We start from the raw sequence: 19,557 nt of genomic DNA, 5'->3' as shown, positions 1-19,557 counted from the left end.
ACCCCGATCCCACACGCCGGCCCCCGGTCACCAACCGGGGGCCGGCGTCACGCGTTCGGTGCGCCCCGACGACAGCGACCACTCCGCCGCCTCCAACACGGCCACGACGTCCCGGCCGAACCGGACGCCGCAGGGATCCGCCTTCTCCCCGGTGATCTGCGCCGTGAGCCGGTCGATCGCGACCCCGAACGCCGACACCGGGTCCCGCGAACCGGTCGGCACCTGACGCCACCCCGGATCACCGTGGAGGTGCACCTCGAACGTCCGCGCCGCGGCGGGGGCGTCCACGGTCAGCGCGAACGAACCCACCGCACCACCGGCGTGCTCGGTCATCAGGTGCACCGTGTCCCGCGGCCCCGCCATCGCCGAGACCCGTCGCGCCGGGCCCAACACCGGCAACGTCAGCGCGAGCGCGTGCGGGCCCAGATCCCACAACCCGCCCTTCGCCCGTCGCCACGGGGAAGCACCGTACGGGTTCCCCGGCTCGAAGATCGACGCGAACAGGTGAGCACGGGCGCCGTGCCAGCCCTGCCCCTCCGCCTCCGCCAGGAAGCGCTCGACCTCGTCGGAAAAGCGTGCGGTGAAGAAGACGACCGACGCCAGTTCCCGGCTCTCCACCTCCACCGTCAGCTGGTCGGCCATCGAGGCCGACAGCGCGACCGGTTTGTCCAACAGCAGGTGGCGCCCCGCCCGCGCCGCCCGCAGGGCCAGTTCCGCCTGCACGTCCGGTGGCAGGGCGATGGCCACGGCGTCGACCTCCTTCAGGAGCGTGTCGACGTCCTCGTGGGCCTGTGCCCCGTGGCGTCCGGCCACTTCCGCCGCCTTGTCGGGGTCCCGGCCCCACACACCGACCAGCTCGACGTCGGGGTGGGCGGCCAGGGCCGGGGCGTGTGTCTCGGTGGCCCAGAACCCCGTGCCCAGTAATCCGAACCTGACTCCCATATCTGCCCGCCCTTTCCTCGTGGTCCCGGAACCATTCTCCATGGAATCGCTCCCAGCCACCCCCGCTCGATGGCCGCCATCGGCCGATCCGACCCCCGCCGCCGCACCCGTCCCCGCCGCCGCACGTGCCCCGCCCGAACCACGCGGGTCCGGGCAGCATGAATGGCTGCGCCCTGAAGGCGGCGGCGTGACCGGTTCCGGTCGATCGCCCCGACCCCTGGTGCTGCGTCCGGTGCTGCACCAGAATCGTCTGGCGTGAGCACAGAAGGAAACAACGCGGGCAACATCGGCGGGCAAGCGCGGGTCGTCCAGGTCCAGAACCTCCACGGGAACGTGACCGTCGCCGAACCTCCCGAACGCCGCATGCACAGCAACCTCCCACCGGCGAACCGCCTGTTCACCGACCGGGAGTACGCGCGGGCACGCGTGCGCCGACTCGTCCACCAGAGCAACAACCGCGACGGGGTCACCCTGGTCAAGCTGCACGGCGCTCCGGGCGTCGGCACGTCAGAACTCGCGCGGTACCTGGCCTTCGAGCTCGCCGACCACTACCGGGACGCACAGATGGGGATCGACCTCGGGGGCCCCGAGCCCGATCGGGCCGTTCCCGCGGAAGCGTTGCTCGACCGGCTGCTGCTGTTGTGCGATGTCCGCTCGGACCAGATCCCCGCGTCCCCTGCGGCCAAGCGTGATCTCTTCGTGCGGCTCACCGATGGCAAGGCCTTCGTCCTCGTCCTGGACAACGCGGTCAGCGCGGGCCAGATCCGCGCGCTGCTGCCGGCCCGGTCCAGATGCCTCCTGTTGGCGACCTCGCCCAACGCATTGCCCCGAGTCGGAAACGTGGAGAAGGAGCTGCCCGTGCACGTCGGCGACATGGAGAACGAGGCGGTCACGGAGATCCTCCTCAGGGGCATGGCCGAAGCAGAAGCGGGGGATCTGCCCGAGGACGCTCTCCACCGCCTGGTGAACTTGTGCCACGGGCTGCCGGCCCTGGCCCACATCGCGCTCGGGTACCTCGAACACAACCCGTTCGCCACGACCGAGGATCTGATCGCTCACCTGGAGGCGGGCGGGGAAGGCGGACCACGGGACCGGGTCGCCGCCTACGTCTCGGCGTTGTCGGAGCAGGAACTCCGAGTCTTCCGGACGATCGGTGCGCACACGGCGCTCGGCCTGACGGTCGACCAACGGGCCGTCGAGGCCGCGCTGGGGAACGATCCGTACGTCCGTCAGGACCTCAACAAGTTGGCTCAGTTGTCCTTGCTCCACAAGAACGCCAGGAACTCCGTGTGGTTCACGGTCGGCAGCCTCGTGGGTGACGTCGCCCTGGAGCGGGCCGGGAGCGCCGGTGGTGAGCGCTCTGCCCAGATCGAGGTCCTGCGGCGCCACTACCGAGACACGGCTGTGCGAGCGGCCTCGCTCCTGACCAGGCGTCCGTTGTTGGGCGCTTCACCGGAGCTCGACGACGATGCACGCGCGGACGAACGGACCGTCGCGCAGGCCAGGGACTGGCTCAGCACAGCCGTGGAGGTCCTCACCGCCGTCGTCCGTCGGAGCGCGGACGCGGGAGACCACACGACGGTGATCGCCACAGCGGAAGCGGCTTCGGTGTACCTGGCCGAGTCCGGTCGGAACGCTGAACGTGTGGCCCTCCTCGCCGGCGGGCTCGAGGCCGCAACCGCCGCCGACGACGTCCGCGCGCGCATCCGGTTCGGTAACCTCCTCGGCCTCGCTCACATGGACCGCGGGGCGTTCGACGAGGCCGAAGCCCTGGTCGTCCGTTCCCTGGAGCTGGCCGAACCCGCCGGGGACCCCATGGAACGCGCGGCCGCCCACGAGGTCCTCGGGCTCGTGTCCCAGCGCCGGGGCGACCACACGCGGGCCGTGGAAGGCCTGCTCCGCGTCCGGGAACTCAAGGAGGGGCTCGACCGGCCCCAGGCGCTCGCCGTCACCGATCTGCTCATCGCCCGGTCGCTCATCGAACTGGGACGCTGCGGCGAGGCACGGGACCGCTTGGAGTCCGCGCTCCCCGTCTTCTCCGAACCCGGGCAACACCGGGCGCCGGACGCCGTCAACGTCGCCAAGGTACGCATGGAACGCGGGCGTGCGCTTCTGGGCCTGGGCGAGCGGGAGGAAGCCGAAGCAGAACTCCGTGAGGCCCTGAACCGCTTCGCCGAGCTCGACATCCCCCTGCAGCGGGCGCGAACGCTCGAGGCGTTGGCCGACGCGGCACAGGACGCTCGGGCCAGGGACGAGTACCTGACGGCAGCAGCCGGCCTCCACCGGGACGTCGGCGACGTCGCAGCGGCCGAGCGTGTGGAGGCCGAACGGGACGGGACCGGCGAGTGACCCCCGCCCGCTCAGGCGTCCCGGGGCCCTCGGGTCACCACGGCGTCGACCTCCCAGGTGCTTCCGGCCCGGACGCTCACCCGTAGCGTCCCGGACCGCACCTGGGCCCCCAGCCGGGGATCGCTGTCGGCGTGGTGGACCAGCAGCGGGAGGAACGACGGGTCGATCCCGCGAGTGGCCTTGGTGACCCGGACACGGGTGGCGGTCCCGTCCGTGTGGTGGAGAACGCAGCCGTCCGCCCCGTAATGGGCGGCCGCCGCTGGTGTGAGGCGATGGGTGAGAACTCCGCGCGCCCAGTCGGTGCCGTCCTCGGGTAGGTCGTCCTCGTGGCAGAGCACCAGGTCGGAGAGGCCGTTGAGCTGCTCGTCGGTCTCCTCGTCCCAGACGGCGAGGTGACCGGGGTCCTCGTTCCCGGGCGTGCGTTGGTCGTAGGCGGCAGCGGGGACCCGGCGTACCTGCAGAACGTCGTCGGGCAGGCGCGTGATCCGTACCCATTGCGCCGGGTGAGCGGGCCCGGGCTCGGGAACCGGGGCAGGCACGGACCGGGTGGTGGCGGGGGACTCGGGCTCCTCCGCGCCCATGAGCGTGTACATCTGTTGCCGGATGATCTGCATCGACCTCCGGGGGCGCGATGAGACCCAGTGCTCGGCGACGCCGGTCGTGGAGGCTTCGGTGCTGCGAGCGCGGGCGAGGAGCTCTCCGACTGGGACCTGGGGTGTGTACGCGGTCGCGGTCTCCAGGAGGCGGGCGATGGGTGAGTCGGGCGCCACGGACTCGTGGCCCGCGGTGTCGAGCACGACGGGCCGCCCTGTGGCCGCTGCGTAGTAGCTCACCGAACCGTGGTCGCCGAAGACCGTGTCGGAGGCGACGACCGCTGCACGCCACCCTTCGTTCGGGGGCAGCACGATGAGTCCGGCGCGGCGGGCCCGGGCGATCCACGCGTTGATCTGGCCCGGGCCGTGCCCGTGCCAGATGTTCGGATGCAGGGCGAGAGCGACCCGGTATTCGTCCCGGGAAAGGGATCCGAGCAGCCGCGCGGGGAGTTCGGGGTGGCGCCCGAAGAGGGAGCGTGTGCCCCAGGTGGAGCTGACGAGCACGAGTTGCTGGTGTGGCTGTACACCGAGGCTGCGCCGGTAGCGGGCGCGGAGGGGGAGCCCGGCGAGGATGCGGTCGTAGCAGGGGTCGCCGGCCACGAAGGCGCGGGGGAGGGCCTCAGGGCAGTCGGCTGCGAGGCGGGCGGCCTGTTCGTCGTGGGAGAGGGCGAGCGCGGAGGGGATGGGTTCGCCGTCGTGGAGGAGCCATTCCCGGGAGAGACCGAAGACCGGCTTTCCGGCTTTCCGGCTTTCCGGCTTTCCGGCTTTCCGGCTTTCCGGCTTTCCGGCTTCAAGTATTTATTGTATCCCATTCCGTGGGGTAGGCGCAGGAAAGGTGCGGAAATCTTGTGGATGTCTCCGCCGAGGCTGGTGCCGATGGCGAGGTCGAACTCGTGCTCGAGGGCCTCTTCCCAGTCCATGACGAGGTATCCGGTGCCGCGGAGGAATTCTTCGACCCCGTGCCGGAACGGTGACGAGCGGGTCCAGGTGAGAACGGTCTGCACCCGGGGGTCGTCCTCGAGGGCGGGAAGGACGTCCATCATTCGGGTCGCGGACGTGACGTTGTGGATGATCGCCAGGACACGCAGTGGCGCCGGAAGGGTCTGCCACTTCGGGGTGAACGCGCTGATACCGGGATCTTTCCTCACAGTCGGAACACTGTACCGACCGCGTGTCCCTGCACAGCAACGCCGGTCCAGCACAGGAACCAAGTCCCCGGACACGGCACCGGCCCCGCCGCGGTGTGCGACGGGGCCGGCGGGCGGCGTTCACGGCTCACGGCCTCACGGCGCGATCGGCACCACCGAGGAGAACGGCGCGTGCGTGGCCAGGCGCTCCGTGATGCCCTCGCGGACCATGGCCTTGGCGGCCTCGGCGGCGCTGCCCACGTCCGCGCCCTTGGCGAGCTCAGCGGTGATGGCGGCGGCGAAGGTGCAGCCCGCGCCGCTGACGCGCTCCTCACCGATCTTCGGCGCGCTCAGCACGGTGACGTTCTCGCCGTCGAAGTGCACGTCCACGGCGTCGGGGCCGGGCAGCTCGGTACCGCCCTTGGCGATGACGTGGTCCGGGCCCAGCTCGTGGATGCGGCGTGCGGCCTCGACGAGGTCGTCGACGGTGTCGATGCTCTCCATGCCGGCCAGGGTGCGGGCCTCGAAGTGGTTGGGCGTGATGACCGTGGCCAGCGGCAGGATCTGCGCGGTCAGGGCCTTGTCGGTGTCCAGCGCCGCACCGGGCTCCTGGCCCTTGCAGATCAGCACCGGGTCCAGCACGACGTGGCGCCACTCCTTGGCCCTGAGCCCCTGCTCGACCACGTCGATGGTGTCGGGCGTACCGAGCATGCCGATCTTGACGACGTCGAGGTCGTGGCAGCTCGTGGCCGCCTCGATCTGGTCGGCGATGACGCCGGGGGCCATCGGCACGAAGCGGTGCGCCCAGTCGTTCTTCGGGTCGAAGGAGACGACGCAGGTGATCGTGCCCATCCCGTAGACGCCGAGTTCCTGGAAGGCCTTGAGGTCGGCCTGGATGCCGGCGCCCCCGGTGGCCTCCGACCCTGCGATCACGTACGCGCGGTTGGTCATGGAGTGCCAACCTCCTCTTGAATCTCGGTGCTGTTGCCGGTCTCGGAAGCCCTCCACGGGTTCACGAACCCGTACTTATTGCACCACAACGCCCGGTCCGGATGTCCACGGCGGGCCTCGCCTGTAGCGGGGGTCACTGCCGGTCGGTGGAGGTACAACCCCAACGGCCGCCCTCCGATTCCCCGGTCGAGTCGGCTCCGCTCGTCAGCGGCTCACGCTGTTGCTCCTCTTCTCCTGGGGGACTGAACCGGGGGAGGAATGTTGCGGGGGTCTGCGCGGCGGTTCCCCACCGGCGTCGGCCTTCCCGGTGGAGGACGTCGCCGTGCTCTTCCCGAGGAACGAAGGCGCCTGCGGCTGGGCGCTCGTCGGCGCGCGGTCGGCCGACGGAGGTCCTGAACCACCGGTGTCGGCCGCGGCCCGTTGCTCGGAGGGTGCCGGGTCGAGCGCGATGCCTTTCAGATGCTCCGGCAGACCGGCGGTCACCTCGTGGCCGTGTGTGGGCCGCAGCCCCCCGTCCGGTGTCTGGCGGGTGTGGCGCACCACGCCCTCGTGGCGCTCGGTGACGGCCTTGTCGATGCTGCGCGCCATGTCGTCGGGGGAGTAGTGCCGGAGCTCCTCGCGTGCGGCACGGGCAGCGTGCGCGTACTCGTCGTAGTGGTCGTGGAGGTCGGAGATGGCGTTCTTGATCGCTTCGTGGCGACCCGTGACCGGAGGAGCGGCGGGGTCGGACGGTGCGATCGCGCTGCCCCGGACGTTGGTCGTGTTGCTGTCGTCGATGACGAGTCGCCTCGCCGTCTCGGGCATTCCTTCCCAGGACTTCAGCACCTCGGCGTAACCGTTGCCGTTGCCCTCCGCGACGAGCAGGGGCTTGCCGTGGGCCAGGTACTCATTGGCCGCGAGACCGTAGGCCTCGCTCTCGGTGGCCATGACCATGGCGTGGGACTCGTGGATGGAACGCGCCTTCTCCTCGGCCGAGTCCGTGAACGGCTCCACCTTCACGAAGGTCCTCCACTCCGGACCCACGTGTTGTTCCATGGTGTCGGACAGAGGGTCCATGTCCCCACTGGAGACACCCCTGAGGGTGAGCGTGATGTCTCTGCCCTCGAAGCTCCGCAGTTCTCCGACGGCCATCGCGGTGTCCACGGCCCCCTTGTTCGGGTCTCCCATCCTGCCCAGCATGAGGACGTTCATGGTGCCCTCGCCGTTCCACGTGGGGCTGTCGGAGATCCGGGTCCCCGGGAGGAAGCTGTACACGGGTGTGGACGTCTCGGTGCCCGGGTGGGACGCGGTCAGCCTCAGCGCGTCGCGTTCGGACTTGATCCCGTGTGCGAAGAGGAGGTCGGAGCCGGCGAAGGTCGCCCGGTGCGCGGCGATCCTGCTGGCACCGAGCTCCGGGGCATCGATGGCCTTGAAGAGCCCTTCCGGGTCCATCGTGATGCCGTTGACCGCGACGGCGCCCGGGTAGAACCGCGACCTGATGTCGAGTGCCGCCGGTCCGGTCACGTCCCCGAAACCGACCACGGCCGTGAACGCGGAGGGGTCGGTGGGAAGGCCCTTGGCGGTCCGGTCCAGCAGGGGGAAGCGTTCGGCCAGTTCGACCGAGACCCTGTCGACCGGGAACCGGCAGCGTCCCAGCGCCGCCTCGATCCGGCTCTCCTCCTGGGCCGGGAGCCCGGGGTCCCGCACGTCGTGTGCGACCACCCCCGGCCGTTCTATCTCCGAGGCACCGAGCATGAGTAGGTGGACCTCGTGCCCCTGTCTCGCGAGCGACGTGGTCAGCTCATGGTTGAGCACGTGCCCGCCGTCTTCAACCTTTCCGGAATTCGTGATGAACAGATATCGCGACATGAGTGGTCATTTCTGTTCAGAGGGAAAGGAGGTGCGTGGTGAAGGCGCCCAGGAATCGGGAGAGGGGATAGGCATCGAACCCGACCATCTCGGTGCGGCGCCCCGGATGGAGGCGGGCGGCGTTCTCGTCGAGGACCTCGGCGAGAACGAGGGCGCTCTCGCGGGCGATCGCCTTCATCCGCAGGCTCTCGGTGGGCCGGACGGGGTTCTCCGCCTCCGCCGGCACTCGGGGCGAGGGCTCGCGTTCGAGTGCCTTGGTCCTCAGCCGGGCGTCCCAGCTCTCGAAGGTGTGCTCGGCCGACACGAGCAGGGAACGAGCGGGGTCGACGCCCTCCTGCCGCTCACGCCAGGGTTCCTTCTCCGAACCGGCCAGGACGCCGCGCAGGACCTCACCGGCCTCGATGACCTCGATCGAGCTGGAGGAGTCCTTGGCGGCGACCGCCTGTTCCTTGGTGGGCGTGCTGTGCGCCGCGTCGTGGGCGGCCGCGCGGAGTTCGTCCAGATCGGCGGGGTCCGTGCTGCCGATGTGCGGTGTGGGTATGCCGGCGATCCATTCGGCCGTCGCTGGATGGGGCCGGGGCTCGATACCGGGTAAGGCGTGTCTGAGCTGCTCGGCGAGCGCGTGGAAGGTCTGGGACAGGTGCGCGGCCTCGGGGCCGACGGTGTGCGGGGGCCTCCCGGGGGCCAGGCGCCGGGACAACTCGCCCACCGACGCGGCCGCCGAGGAGAGCCATGTGGAGGGGACGAGGACGCAGCTGCCCGGGGCGAAGGGCTCGAAGGAGTACGCGTCCTCGCCCGTGCTGTCGGGGTCCGGATCCAGACGCGGATACCTGACCGTGGGGGATGTGTCGAGGCGTTCCTGCCAGTCGTGGGCGGCCCGTCCCAGGGACACCGGGCGGTCGTCGGGCGTACGCCGACCGATCAGGTGGCGGGTGGGGTCGCTGGGGCCGGCCAGTTCCACGGCGGGGGCGGCGTGTTCACGCAGGACCCGCCCCAGTGCCAGCCAGGAGTCCTTCCGCTCCTGGGACCACGCGGGGTGGGCCCCCACCTCGCCCTGCTGCAACCAGTACATGCGTGCGGCGGCAGAGTAGATCCGCCGGTACTCGGCCCTCACGGCCTCGTCGGAGCCCATCTCGTCTCAACTCTCATCTCTGTGGAGTGCGCTGCGGCTGTGACCGCCGGTCAGTCCTCGTGCGGCTGGAAAACGCCCAGCGAGTCCGACTCCCCGGCCACGTCCGTGTCGTCTCCGAAATCCAGTGCCTCGAAGGCGCGCTCCGGTTCGCCGTCCTCACCGATCGTGTGGAGGTAATAGGCGTCGCTCGTCTGCAGGAGGAGACGATCGCCCTGGGAGTCGTACCAGTACCGGTTGATGGGGTTGCCCTCGGTCTCCAGGAGCACCTCCTCATCGGTGACTGCCCCTTCTTCGTCCAGGGAGAATTGGGAGAGCTGGGTGTGGGAGTCCTCCTGCGGTGCGCTCTCGAGGGGGCCGATGAACGTCTCTTCGGGGCCGCGCACGAAATTCGAGGGGACGATGTCCGTCCCGTCCTCGTTCATGAGGAACTCGAGGGCATCCTCGGGGGCGCTGTCCTGCCCGGGCGGCTCGCTCTCCACGAGGTCCAGGACCTCCACGTCGAGGTCCTCGGAGATCGTGTAGACCGTCTCGGGCAGGCCGACCTGGAGTCCTTGCCCGTGAACCTGGACCTCCTCGACGGTGTCCGGCGCCTGGGTCACACGGGGCACGTCACCGACGTGGTCGGGCTCCGACTCGGGGTCGTCGACGTCGACCGCGAGGATCCGCGAATCGTCCTCACCGTGCTCGCTGCGCTCCTCGAACCAGATCTGAGTCCCGTCCGGGCTGAACTGGGGTGCTGCATAGGTGATCTCGCCGCCGCTGAAACTCGCCTCCTCAGCGGGCGCGATGGTCGCTCCAGGTGTGTACGAGCGGGTCTCGTCGTCGAGGGTGCCCAGGATCAAGCCCTGGTCGGTCTCGATGAGGGCGTTCCTGAAGTCCGGGGAGAAGACGAACTGGCTCCAGTCCGTCTGGTGCCTCTCCTCGTCCGCCTCATTGAGTTCGTGGAGGCTCAGACGGCTGTTCAGGCTTCCGTCCTCGACGTCGTGGAAGGTCACGAACGTGTCCTCGTTGGACCAGTTGAAGATGAGCAGGCCCGACAGGTCCTCCGGAGGGATCTCCACGGTCTCCTCCGGGGATGCCTCGGAGCCGGGGGCCTCGGTCGGCGGGGTGTCGTCGCTGCCGCAAGCGGTCAGCACCAACAGGCCGACCAGGGTCAGGGGGGCGACGAGATGACGTTCGGTCTCGTACACGGGTCTTCCTCGGGGTTGTTCGGTCTGGACGGGGGCCGCGGTGTCCGGGTGCTGGATCACTTCTTCGAAGGGCCGGTTCCGCGGCCGTGTTGATCGCCCCTGGTCTTGCTCCTCTGAAGGAACGACGGTGCGGCCCGGGACGCCGAGTCGGAGGTGGCGTTTCCGGTTGTCGAGGCGGCCTCGGAACTCTGGCCCGCGGTGTTCCTTCCGCCCTTGGCGAGTGCGGCGCCGACGTTGTCCACGTACGCCTTCTTGGATTCGAGGGTTCCCGCACGGCCGAAGGCATCCCATGTGCGGTGGTGAGCCTCCGGCGACAGGTCCCGGCCTTCGAGCGACCGGGACAGGTCCTTCACGAGCCCCTTGTCCGCCCGGCGGACGAAACTGTCGAACAGCGGGGTGAGGTGTGCGTCCTGGGTGGGACGGCCGGCGACCCAAGCGCGGGTCTCGGAGGTGTAGGACCGGCGTGCTTCGGAGAGCTCCGCGCGCCAGTCCTGACCCGAATCACGTTTTCGGGCGCTGTCCCTGGCCGCGTCGGCGACGGCATCGAGCGCGACCACCTTGACCGCCTCCCTCACCCGGGGTGACTTGTACACCTCCGAGACCAGGTTGGGATTGATCCCCTCGGTCGGGTCGGTCTGCTCGCGCTGGGGGCGCTGGACGGGGCCTTCCGGTCCGATGCCCCGAGGGCTGTCCAACGGGCCGTGCAGGGTCTCCTCGATGGTGCCCAGCGCGTCCTGGTTGCCGAACGTCTCCGCCGGGTCCTCGGACAACGACCGGCTGGGGAACCCCTTCCACTTCTCGCCTGCCTCCTGGTGGAAGACGTACCCGAGTTTCGCTTCCGGGCGGGGATCGTCCGGCGTCTTGCTGAGGAACGCGTACCTTCCGGTGAGTTCGGTCTCCGGATACGCCTCCGTGAGGAGTTCCTGGACCGTTCCCTTGAAACTGGTGTCCACCAGTGTCACCGAACTGTTCGGTTCCCCCATGGGAACACCGGAGCGCTGGAACATCCTCTGCGTCTGTTGGTGCGCGAAATCAATGCTCTCCGGGCCCACCTTGTTCCTGGCCCCCCGGAAGGTCTCGATGTCGGGGAAGGAACGACCCTCGTTGGTCTCCCTGTCCTGGAGGGCCGCTTCGGCCACGGCCCTGGACAGGGTGACATCGGCGCAGTACCGGTCGTGGAATTCCGGATCCAGCTCGCGCACTGCCAGGCTCAGGGAGGTGCCGTCACGCCCGAGAAAGGCGACCCTGTGGTCCTCGCCCTTGGTTCGCACATCCTCCTTGAGGTCGTCCAGCATGTCGGCCGCGATGGAGACCATGAACGGTGCCGTGCTGTTGCGGAAGGTCGTGTAAGCGTCCTGGACGGCGCTCAACTCGTCCGGTGTGAGCCCGTATTCGTTCTGTATGTATTCGGAGTCCATGTGAGGTCCGGGGGTAGTGGGACTCAGTCGAACAGAGCCCGTTGCAACCACGTGTTGAACGGGTCGTACTTCGCCGCCAGGCTCAGCCAGACCTCCGCCCCCTGTTCGTCGCGGAGCATGCGCCCGATGCGGTCCAGGCAGACGTGTCTCAGACCGAAATTGACGAAGGGCTTGCCGATCGCGGCGGAGAGGGCCAGGGCATCGTGTTGCATGCTGCCGGGGTGGAATGCGGCGAACCATGCGTCCAGGTGACGGTGCAACAGGCGCTGCCAGCCGCCCTCCGGAGCCTCCGACAGGCGCCGGTGCACCGGGCCCCCGGGGACGATCTCGATCTCGGGGCGGAAGGTGATGTCGGACGTGACCACCTGGACGTCTTCGAGGCGCCCCGCTGCGATCCCGGCGAACACGTCGTGGGCCGACGGAACGTCCATCCGGATGTTGTGCTCGGCCCGTGCGGGGTCGCGGTACTCGAGGCCTCCCCCCATCTGTGTCACGACGAGCCTGTCGGCGGCTTCCGGGATCTCCTCCAGCACGTGCGCCAGGTTGCTCAGTGCTCCCAAACCGACCCAGCGGATCCGGCCGTCGGTACGTGCCAGGAGGCTGCGCACCGCACCGATGACGTCGGAGGGCTGATAGGGGAGTTGCCTGGGGACCAGTCCTTGCGCACAGAAGTACTTGGTGGAACCCTCGCCGTGGCCGGCCACAGTGCCCACGTCCCCGCGTCCCAACAGGTCCAACAAGTGCCGGGCCAACCGGGCACGCTCCCCGTGGACGAGGTCGCCCCCGGTTTCGTCGTTGGTCAGCACCAACGCGAGTTCGGGGAGGGTCCGGCCCGCTGCTGCGACGGCGATCGCGTCGTCGGGGTCGCCGCCGATGTCGGTGTCGAGGACGATCGGTGTGCCCTTCGGGTTCTCGGGCCACAGGCCCCCGGCCGCGGTCTGTTCCGCGATCCGGCGCAGGGCGCTGCCGGCGGGCGCCCTCTCGCCCAGGGCGATCAGGGCTTCCTGCTCGGCCCGGAGCTCTTCGATGCTCCGGTCGTCGTCCTCCGAATACGGCATTCTTGTCTCCTCCTGGTCGGGTCAGACCCCAGTGTGGTCGACGACGGTGACCTCGGGCGGGGGGTTGTGTGTGTCCTGGTGGGGCTTGGTCATGCATCCGGAGAAGGGGCCGTCCGGGGCACGGAGGGAGGCCAACGCGGGGTCCAGGTGGTCCCGGTGCCATTCGTGCGGCGCGGTGATCCCGGCCCCGTCGGTGTCCGACATCGCCTGGTAGGCGAGCCAGAGCGCGTGGAGCCGACCGATGGCCTCGGGGTGTTCCCACCAGCGCGCACACCACGGGGAACGGGAGCTGGGGATGCGGGACGTGACGTAGACCGGGACGAGGAAGCCGTTGACCCAGGTCGTCAGTTGGGCGAGTTCGACCATGTACTCGTCCGGGGTCAGCGCAAAGATGAAGGGCGGCTGCTGTTGCCCTTCGTGGGCAGTGTTCAAGGTCGCTCCAGTGCGGTTCTCGGTCGTGGGCGGGTCACAGGGTGAGGCGTTTGGCCGCTCGTCCGGCGATGGCCTTCTCCGACGCGTCCTGGTCCGCCGAGACGGCCGACGCGTTCTTCTCCTTGAACCAGGGCCGCAGCCTCAGCCGAGCCGGTCGGGTGGAGGTCGCGAGCAGGAGCGCGGTTCCCTTCTCGATCTCTCGCACGTCGGACACGTCGAGGATGCGTTCGCGGCGCTGTGAGCGCTGGAGACTGCGGCCGTCCTTGCTCTCCGAAGCCGACGATTCGTCGACGTAGGTCTCACCCACGAGGGAGGAGATCCGGTCGGCGAACGCCTGGTCGTCCAGCCCGGAACCCAGGAGCTTGATGGTGGCGGCCGACCACAACGAGTCCATCCCGCTCTTGCCCCATACCCGCACACCCTGTTCGTAGGACTGCATGACCGTCACCGGCAGTACCCCGCGCGATCCCAGGTGCGAGTACAGATCCGGCAGGTCCTGGATCTTGCAGACGTTGCAGGCCTCGTCGAGGATCGCCTCCATCGGCGGGTCCAGGCGGCCTCCGGGGCTGGCTTCGGCCACCGCCACGGCGGCGCGCAGGCACGCATCGGTCAGCGCCGCGATCACGCCGGCCGCACCCCCGCCGCCGTCCTTCGACAGCAGGTAGAGGGCGTCGGTGGAGCGCACGAAATCCCCGGGTTCGAACTGCGGCACGTCGCCATCGGGGGTCACCCAGGCCAGGACCTCCGGATCCAAGAGGCAGGCGACCGCCTGGCGGGCGTGTTCGTAGATGCCGTCCCTCGTCTCCGGGGCCCCTCTCACGGTCCCGTCGAGGTTCTCCGAGAGGGCGGTCAGCCCGTGGTTGCGCAGGATGATGAGGGGAGCCTGGTCGCCCGGGTCGGCCAACCAGTCGAGGACCTCCCTCAGGTTCCTGCCATCGATCGATGCGGCGTGCAGGACGATGCGCAGCAGGTTGCGTCCGGCCTTGGCCCAGAAGTCCTCACCCTCCTCGGCGCCGCTGGTGGCCGAGACCAGGTGCATCGCCAAGCGGTCGGCGCCTTCGATGGTGCGGGCCATGGAGAGCATGTCCCACCACATCTCGCGGTCGGCGTGCGCGATCGACTGAGGATCGAACAGCCAGACCCTGCCGCGGCGAGCGCGTTCCCCGCAGGTGATGGCGTAGATGTCGGACTTGTTGGAGGTCACCACGCAGGGGCCGGGGGCCTGGAGGACGTTCGGGACCGCGAGCGCCGAGGTCTTTCCCGACCTGGGTCCCATGAAGACCACAGCCACGTCCTCCCAGGAGGCACGCAGTTCTGGACCGGACGGATGGAGGTCCCCCAGGAGCAGCCCCGCATCGGCAGGGTCGACCTTCTTGCGGTCCCGGAGGGAACGCCTCAGGCGTTTGGCCTTCTCCACCGCTGCCTTCGGTGCGAGGTCGCCGGCCTGCTTCGCCGTGGCCAGACCGCCTCGGTCGTTGCCACCGCCGGCCAGCAACAGGGCGACCAGCACAGTGAGGATGATCAGAAACCCGACCGTAGCGACCATGCCGGTCACGACAGCGGTGGTCGATGCACTCTGCCACACCTGTTCCCCGCTCAGCACCGCGAAGAACGTGTCGAACCCGAAGGGGGGCGGGTTCCAACCGGCCCCACCGAAGTACGCACCGATGGTCCCGCCGAGCCACAGGGCTGCAAGCAGAACCGCACCACCGATGATGAGGCCGATGAGCCAGAATTGGGAGGGATCGACAGGTGCTCTGCCGCCCCGTTGCTTGCCCATGAGTGTCTTCCCTTCAGCTGTGTGCAGCGGCGTCGCTCTGCGGTCGGGACTCGGCGCCGTCCGTGGTGTCCTGTGCGTCGCTCTCCGCAACGGTGTCCGCGGGCTCGGGCGGCTCCGCTTCGGTGGTGCCGACCCGTGAGGTCTGGTGCCACAGCTTGTTGGTGTCGTTGATCTCCGATTCGACGGATGTGAGCTGGAGGTTCACCGGGATTCCCGGCCGTCCCCCGACCTTGACGAGGAACTTGCCGCGGCCAGGAGGCTCCGCCTCCCTGTTGGTCGCCGGGTCCCAGGCCGGGGGGTCCTGCCAACCCATCAGCATGTTCTGCTCGGCCTGGGAGAACGGGATCGCCGATTGAAGCATGGGCATCTCTGCGGCGGGGAGACCGCCGCAGATGACCATGCCCGAACGTTCGACGAAACCGCGGGCCTTCATCCGGTCCTCTTCGTTCGCCAGGGACATGAGGTCGCTCATCGTGTGCGAGCACATCGCCATGCCCACACCGCGCTGCCGGTTGAGCCGGGTGAGGGCGTCGACCCTGTCGACCATCCCGCGGCCCGCGCGGAGCGCGCGCCACAGCTCGTCGAGGATCACGAAGTAGTGGCGCCGCGGCTCGAGACCGGCGTCGGCCAGTGCGTTGGCGACGTTGACCGTGCCGAACCCGGCGGACCAGCAGGCGAGCAGGACGGCGGCCTGCAGGTCCATCTCCGAGTCGTCGATGGAGGAGACGTCGAAGACCACGGGGCGGTCGCGGACCATCGCGTTGGTCGTCGGTTTCGAGAACGTCTCTCCCAATCGCCCACCACCGCAGAGGCCGATGAGCGAGGCTTCCAACCCGTCGGTGATCTCCCGGTACCGATCCATGGAACCGCGGTCGAGAGCGACCTGGCGGACGTCGTCGGGGGCCTCCTGGATGACCTGGAGCAGGTCGGGGAGGACCGGGACCTCGTCGAGCCGGTCGTCGAGTACCTTCAGGGACCGGTCCAGGATCGTTTCCTCACGGTCCGTCGGAGGCGACGACCGCATGATGGTCAGCAACGCCGAGACCATGTTGAGCCGGCGGCCGTGGGCGTCCGCGAGGACCCGGCTGCGAGCCTTGCCGGTCAGTCGGCGGGCAGCGGCCCTGGACTCCCCGGGATCGAGGATGTTGAGGTGGCCGCGCCCCCGCCCCAGGGTGATGACCTGGCCTCCGAGCGCCTCGATGAGGTCGACGTAGTCCGGCTTGAGATCCCCCAGGACCAGGGGCTGCCCCCCGTATCCGGCGATCCCTGTGGCCATGCGCCGGATGATGGTGCTCTTCCCCAGACCCGGCTTCCCGAGGACGAAGGCGGAGGGGTTGGAGATCAATTTCGCGCGTTGGAACCAGGAGATCGGGTCACAGCACAGGGTCGCCCCCGAGCTCAGATTGCGCCCGATGGGGACCCCCACCATCGGTGTGCCGGTACCCACGGAGAACGGCCACAGACCGCAGGCCTGGACGGTCGTGCCGCGCCATTCCTCGGCCATCTGGACGACGCCCGCCTCGCCGCGTCCGGGACCGACCCATCCGCGCATACCGGGGCGTTTACGGGGAGCCTGCTCCTCCTTCCCCCCGTTCTGTTTCTGGCGCTTGATCTGCGCTTGCCGCTGCTGCTTGATGTTCGCGCTCTTGGCGCGCTTGCGTCCGCCGATCACAGCTGCTCCCTCAGTTCAGCGGGGACCTTCAAGTGCTTGGGCAGGACCAGGCCGAGCGGAAGAGCTCCGGCGAATGCCGAATCCTGAGACCCGTGGACCAGCCTCAAGCGGAGGCGGGCGGTCGCGGACAGGTTGTCCACCGTCGCCACGGCCTCGGGTTTGAGTGCCGGGTCGGTCACGGTCGCTGTCACGACCAGACCGAAGTTGACCAGGCCGGCGCCAGAGGCCTCCTCCGCAGCTGTCGCGCGCGCCGCTCGCGTAGCGACCATGTCCCGGGCAGAGGGTTTGTCGGCCGAGGTCTGTCGGAACTCCGCGGCCCGCAGGTCGGCCTCGACCACACTGGCGGCGCGCGCGGCATCCATCGGGCGGTAGAGGAGAGTGACCCGCTTGCGGGCGATGTCGGAGTGGGGGGCCAGCAGGCGCGAGAGGATGTTGGCCTGGACGTTGCCGCGGGGCGCCGCGGTCATGGACCAGGTCATCGACAGAGCACCGTCGTGGACGTAGGAGTCCCACATCGTCTGGTGGGCGGTGGGGCCGACGTCGGGCCAGGTGAGTTCGGGGTCCTCCCCGTTGGCGTGCGCTTCGTCGATGAGGACCGCTGAGGCCGGGTCGTAGGCGATCCGGATCGTCTCGCAGAGCTCCTGGGCGGACAAGGGGTGGGCGGCCCCGCCCCCGGTCGCGCTCAGCTGCTGGGTCAGGTTGGGGACCCGCGCGGCCAATTCGGGACCCATTTCGTCCGGCTTGCGTTTCTTGCCACCGGCCCGGGACGCGGCAGAGAAGGTCACGGCGACGTAGGCCTTCACCACGGATGAACCGGTCGGATACCGCTCGACGGCCTCGTGGAGCATGGCTCGCGCGAACTCGGGTGAGTCCGGATCGATGCTGCTCATGACCTCCCGGCGCAGCCTCGTTCCCGTGTCCGGGGCGGTCTCGATCGTCACCGAGGCCGCTTCGATCCCGGGTTCGTCGCCGAGGTTGGCCAGCCAGTGACCCCAACCGGCAACCCACACGTCCACCTGGTCCTCGTCCACCAGTGCGGCACCGTCGGGCTCGGTCCCGATCACGACCGTGTAGTGACCGGTGGCCGGCACGTAGAGCAGGGCGAAGGGGCGGCCATAGGAGTCGGTGTGCTCGGACAGGCGCGAGGGTGCCGCCAGCCCGGGCAGCTGGAACGTGCCCCACGGGGTCCGGCCCAACGGGCCGGAGCGGTACAGGTGGGCCTTCTTCGAGCGTGTGTTCCACCAGGCCATGCGTACGGTCATCCTTGTGATCAGGTTGCGGTCGTGTTTGTCCTTGCTGAGTACCGCCAGCAGGGTTGCGCCGACGAGGAGCCCTCCGACGAAACCGGCGAGCATCCCGCCGATCATCACGAGGAAGACCACGAAGATGAGGCCGCCGAGCAGGAGACCTGTGCCCAGGGAACCCAGCCCCATGAGCCCTGCGGTTGCCGGTTTGCGCCAGTTCCCGTAGGTGCGAGGCCCACGGACCTCGGTGTCAGCGGCTGCCACTGGGGCCGCCCCCCTCTCCGGACTCGCTGCCCTCAGTTGCATCCTTGGCGGTCTGTGCGACGGTGTCGCCGACCTTCTTGGCGGCATCGGCAGCGGCCATGGCAGCGGTGGCGACCCCTGCGGTGGCCGCACCCGCGCCTGCGGCTGCTCCGCCCTTGGCTGCGCCTCCGGCCATCTGGCCGCCGCCCTGCGCAGCGCCGCCTTGTGCGGCGCCGCTGGTGTTGGCGGAGCCGGTGGGGCTGCCACCGCCACCGCCGCCTCCTCCGCCACCACCGCCGCCGCCACCGGCGTCATTGGCGGTCTTGGCAGCGCCGGAGGGCAGATCGGCCACAGCCCCGCTGACCGCTGCCCCCGCCGCTGCTCCTCCGGCCATCCCGCCGACCATGGGGACTGCGAAGCGGATGAGGGCAGGCATGGCGATCAGAGCCACGACCATGAGCGTCAGACCCGAAAGGACCTGGAGGAGGCCGTGCTCGTCCTCGAACATGTCAGCGCCCACCAGCTGGAACGCTGCGGCGTAGATGATCGCCGCCGCAGGCTTGTAGAGGATGAAAGCGACGAGCCAACCGATGAGCTTCTTGAACCAGGACTTGCCCATCTCCGTGTTCGTGAACGACGCTGCGAGAGGCAGGACCCCGGCCAGGATCACGAGCATCCCGATGCGGACGACCATGAGGACGATCTGCATCATGGTCGCGATGATCGCGAAGAGGCCGAGCAGGATCACCGTGAGAGGAATGATCGGTGAGATCACCCCGGCGGCCTGGGACATCACGAGCATGACGGCGACGTTCTCGGCGAAGTCGGTCTCGTCGGTCGCGTTCTGGAGGATCCATGTGGAGAACTCCTCCGAGGCCGTGATGGCCAGATTGGCCATGGTCACGCCGCCGGCGGACACGATGACGAGGGTGATCAGGGACTTGATGAGGTCCTTGCCGGGTTCGGCCCTCTGTTCCCAGGCCATCTTCATGCCGGCGACCACGACCGACATCACCGCTGCGGCGCACGTGTACCACCACAGGCTGTTCTGGAGGTAGACCGTCGGGCCCGAACCGCTCGGAGCGGCGCCCGAGGGCATGAGGGCCAGGACGATTCCGGAAGCGGCGGAGATGAGCACCACGGCGGCGAGCACCATGCCGACCTTGCCCAGGTGTTCACCCCCTTCGCCCTGTCGGCGCGCGATGGCCATGCGGGCACCGAGAGCCATCAGGGACAGGACACAGATCCCGAGGGCGATCCACACCCCGTACTCGAGCAGTGTCGTGATGCTTTCGGATTCGTCCCCGGTCTCTCCGGCACTGACCGAGGCGGAATCACCGGTGGCTCCGGTCAGCGGGGGAGGGCTCACATGCACCCACAAGGTGCCCAGGGACTCGATGATCTGGCCGAGTGCATCGACGACGGCGTCGGACATCCACTCGAGGATGGTGTCGAAGGCTGTTTCCGCGAAGGCCGCCGCACCTTCTCTGAAGTGACAGCCGATGTCGGTCAAGTCGCACATGGGGGTACTCGCCTAGCGGTCGTGGGTGATTCACCGTTCGCTTCTGGGGGCGTCCA

General features: G+C 69.2%; 15 protein-coding genes. 2 read left to right on the top strand and 13 right to left on the bottom strand.

Annotation, left to right across the window (positions count from 1 at the left end):
• Positions 1–27: 27 nt before the first annotated feature.
• A complete protein-coding gene (locus IDM40_RS04465) occupies positions 28–942 on the bottom strand; it encodes a Gfo/Idh/MocA family protein (RefSeq protein ID WP_193120604.1) in 915 nt (304 codons plus the stop codon).
• A gap of 255 nt (positions 943–1,197) precedes the next feature.
• Between IDM40_RS04465 and IDM40_RS04460 the strand changes: the two genes are divergently transcribed.
• Entirely contained in the window at positions 1,198–3,291 is a 2,094-nt protein-coding gene (locus IDM40_RS04460) for a tetratricopeptide repeat protein (protein WP_193120603.1), read from the top strand.
• An 11-nt stretch (positions 3,292–3,302) separates the two neighbouring features.
• Here IDM40_RS04460 and IDM40_RS04455 read toward each other — a convergent pair whose 3' ends face one another.
• Positions 3,303–4,484 (bottom strand): hypothetical protein, encoded by a 1,182-nt coding sequence (locus tag IDM40_RS04455; RefSeq protein WP_193120602.1) that lies wholly within the window; start codon positions 4,482–4,484, stop codon positions 3,303–3,305.
• A gap of 248 nt (positions 4,485–4,732) precedes the next feature.
• Here IDM40_RS04455 and IDM40_RS28560 point away from each other — a divergent pair, with 248 nt between their 5' ends.
• The gene (locus tag IDM40_RS28560) at positions 4,733–4,858 is read left to right on the top strand and encodes a hypothetical protein (protein ID WP_268959300.1); all 126 of its coding nucleotides are present in this window, start codon (positions 4,733–4,735) and stop codon (positions 4,856–4,858) included.
• 309 nt (positions 4,859–5,167) lie between these two features.
• On the opposite strand, the gene thiD is transcribed toward IDM40_RS28560, so the two are convergent.
• From thiD to IDM40_RS04400, 11 genes are all read right to left on the bottom strand, one after another.
• Entirely contained in the window at positions 5,168–5,962 is a 795-nt protein-coding gene (thiD, locus tag IDM40_RS04450) for a bifunctional hydroxymethylpyrimidine kinase/phosphomethylpyrimidine kinase (RefSeq protein WP_193120601.1), read from the bottom strand.
• Between the two features lie 204 nt (positions 5,963–6,166).
• Positions 6,167–7,810, bottom strand: coding sequence for a glycosyltransferase (locus IDM40_RS04445; protein ID WP_193120600.1), 1,644 nt, complete (start codon positions 7,808–7,810; stop codon positions 6,167–6,169).
• A 16-nt stretch (positions 7,811–7,826) separates the two neighbouring features.
• Positions 7,827–8,942 (bottom strand): hypothetical protein, encoded by a 1,116-nt coding sequence (locus IDM40_RS04440; RefSeq protein ID WP_193120599.1) that lies wholly within the window; start codon positions 8,940–8,942, stop codon positions 7,827–7,829.
• Positions 8,943–8,992: 50 nt separating this feature from the next.
• On the bottom strand, positions 8,993–10,132 hold the full coding sequence (locus IDM40_RS04435) for a hypothetical protein (RefSeq protein ID WP_193120598.1): 1,140 nt from the start codon (positions 10,130–10,132) through the stop codon (positions 8,993–8,995).
• A gap of 56 nt (positions 10,133–10,188) precedes the next feature.
• Positions 10,189–11,550, bottom strand: coding sequence for an ABC transporter permease (locus IDM40_RS04430; protein WP_193120597.1), 1,362 nt, complete (start codon positions 11,548–11,550; stop codon positions 10,189–10,191).
• Positions 11,551–11,573: 23 nt separating this feature from the next.
• The gene (locus tag IDM40_RS04425) at positions 11,574–12,608 is read right to left on the bottom strand and encodes a nucleoside hydrolase (protein WP_193120596.1); all 1,035 of its coding nucleotides are present in this window, start codon (positions 12,606–12,608) and stop codon (positions 11,574–11,576) included.
• Positions 12,609–12,629: 21 nt separating this feature from the next.
• Positions 12,630–13,040 carry a DUF4913 domain-containing protein gene (locus IDM40_RS04420; protein ID WP_235997300.1) on the bottom strand — a complete coding sequence of 137 codons (411 nt, stop codon included), beginning with the start codon at positions 13,038–13,040 and terminating at the stop codon, positions 12,630–12,632.
• Positions 13,041–13,074: 34 nt separating this feature from the next.
• The gene (locus IDM40_RS04415) at positions 13,075–14,820 is read right to left on the bottom strand and encodes a type IV secretory system conjugative DNA transfer family protein (RefSeq protein ID WP_193120595.1); all 1,746 of its coding nucleotides are present in this window, start codon (positions 14,818–14,820) and stop codon (positions 13,075–13,077) included.
• 13 nt (positions 14,821–14,833) lie between these two features.
• The gene (locus IDM40_RS04410) at positions 14,834–16,492 is read right to left on the bottom strand and encodes an ATP/GTP-binding protein (protein WP_328806936.1); all 1,659 of its coding nucleotides are present in this window, start codon (positions 16,490–16,492) and stop codon (positions 14,834–14,836) included.
• Positions 16,489–18,000, bottom strand: a complete 1,512-nt coding sequence (locus IDM40_RS04405) for an SCO6880 family protein (RefSeq protein WP_328806935.1) — start codon at positions 17,998–18,000, stop codon at positions 16,489–16,491. The genes IDM40_RS04410 and IDM40_RS04405 overlap by 4 nt, the downstream gene beginning before the upstream one ends.
• Positions 17,987–19,501: a hypothetical protein gene (locus tag IDM40_RS04400; RefSeq protein ID WP_193120594.1), complete on the bottom strand. Its 1,515-nt coding sequence runs from the start codon at positions 19,499–19,501 to the stop codon at positions 17,987–17,989. Before IDM40_RS04400 ends, IDM40_RS04405 begins: the two co-directional genes overlap by 14 nt.
• Positions 19,502–19,557: the final 56 nt, after the last annotated feature.

The organism is Nocardiopsis coralli (assembly GCF_014892575.1).
In the GTDB taxonomy this organism is placed as follows: domain Bacteria; phylum Actinomycetota; class Actinomycetes; order Streptosporangiales; family Streptosporangiaceae; genus Nocardiopsis; species Nocardiopsis coralli.
Note: the sequence above shows the minus strand (reverse complement) of the source record. Positions and strands in the feature narration are given on the sequence as shown.

Excerpts from the sequence above, each read along its gene's own strand:
- IDM40_RS04465 (WP_193120604.1), bottom strand. The coding sequence starts at position 942 with ATGGGAGTCAGGTTCGGATTACTGGGCACGGGGTTCTGGGCCACCGAG.
- thiD (WP_193120601.1), bottom strand. The coding sequence starts at position 5,962 with ATGACCAACCGCGCGTACGTGATCGCAGGGTCGGAGGCCACCGGGGGC.
- IDM40_RS04445 (WP_193120600.1), bottom strand. The coding sequence starts at position 7,810 with ATGTCGCGATATCTGTTCATCACGAATTCCGGAAAGGTTGAAGACGGC.
- IDM40_RS04440 (WP_193120599.1), bottom strand. The coding sequence starts at position 8,942 with ATGGGCTCCGACGAGGCCGTGAGGGCCGAGTACCGGCGGATCTACTCT.
- IDM40_RS04430 (WP_193120597.1), bottom strand. The coding sequence starts at position 11,550 with ATGGACTCCGAATACATACAGAACGAATACGGGCTCACACCGGACGAG.
- IDM40_RS04425 (WP_193120596.1), bottom strand. The coding sequence starts at position 12,608 with ATGCCGTATTCGGAGGACGACGACCGGAGCATCGAAGAGCTCCGGGCC.
- IDM40_RS04415 (WP_193120595.1), bottom strand. The coding sequence starts at position 14,820 with ATGGGCAAGCAACGGGGCGGCAGAGCACCTGTCGATCCCTCCCAATTC.
- IDM40_RS04400 (WP_193120594.1), bottom strand. The coding sequence starts at position 19,501 with ATGTGCGACTTGACCGACATCGGCTGTCACTTCAGAGAAGGTGCGGCG.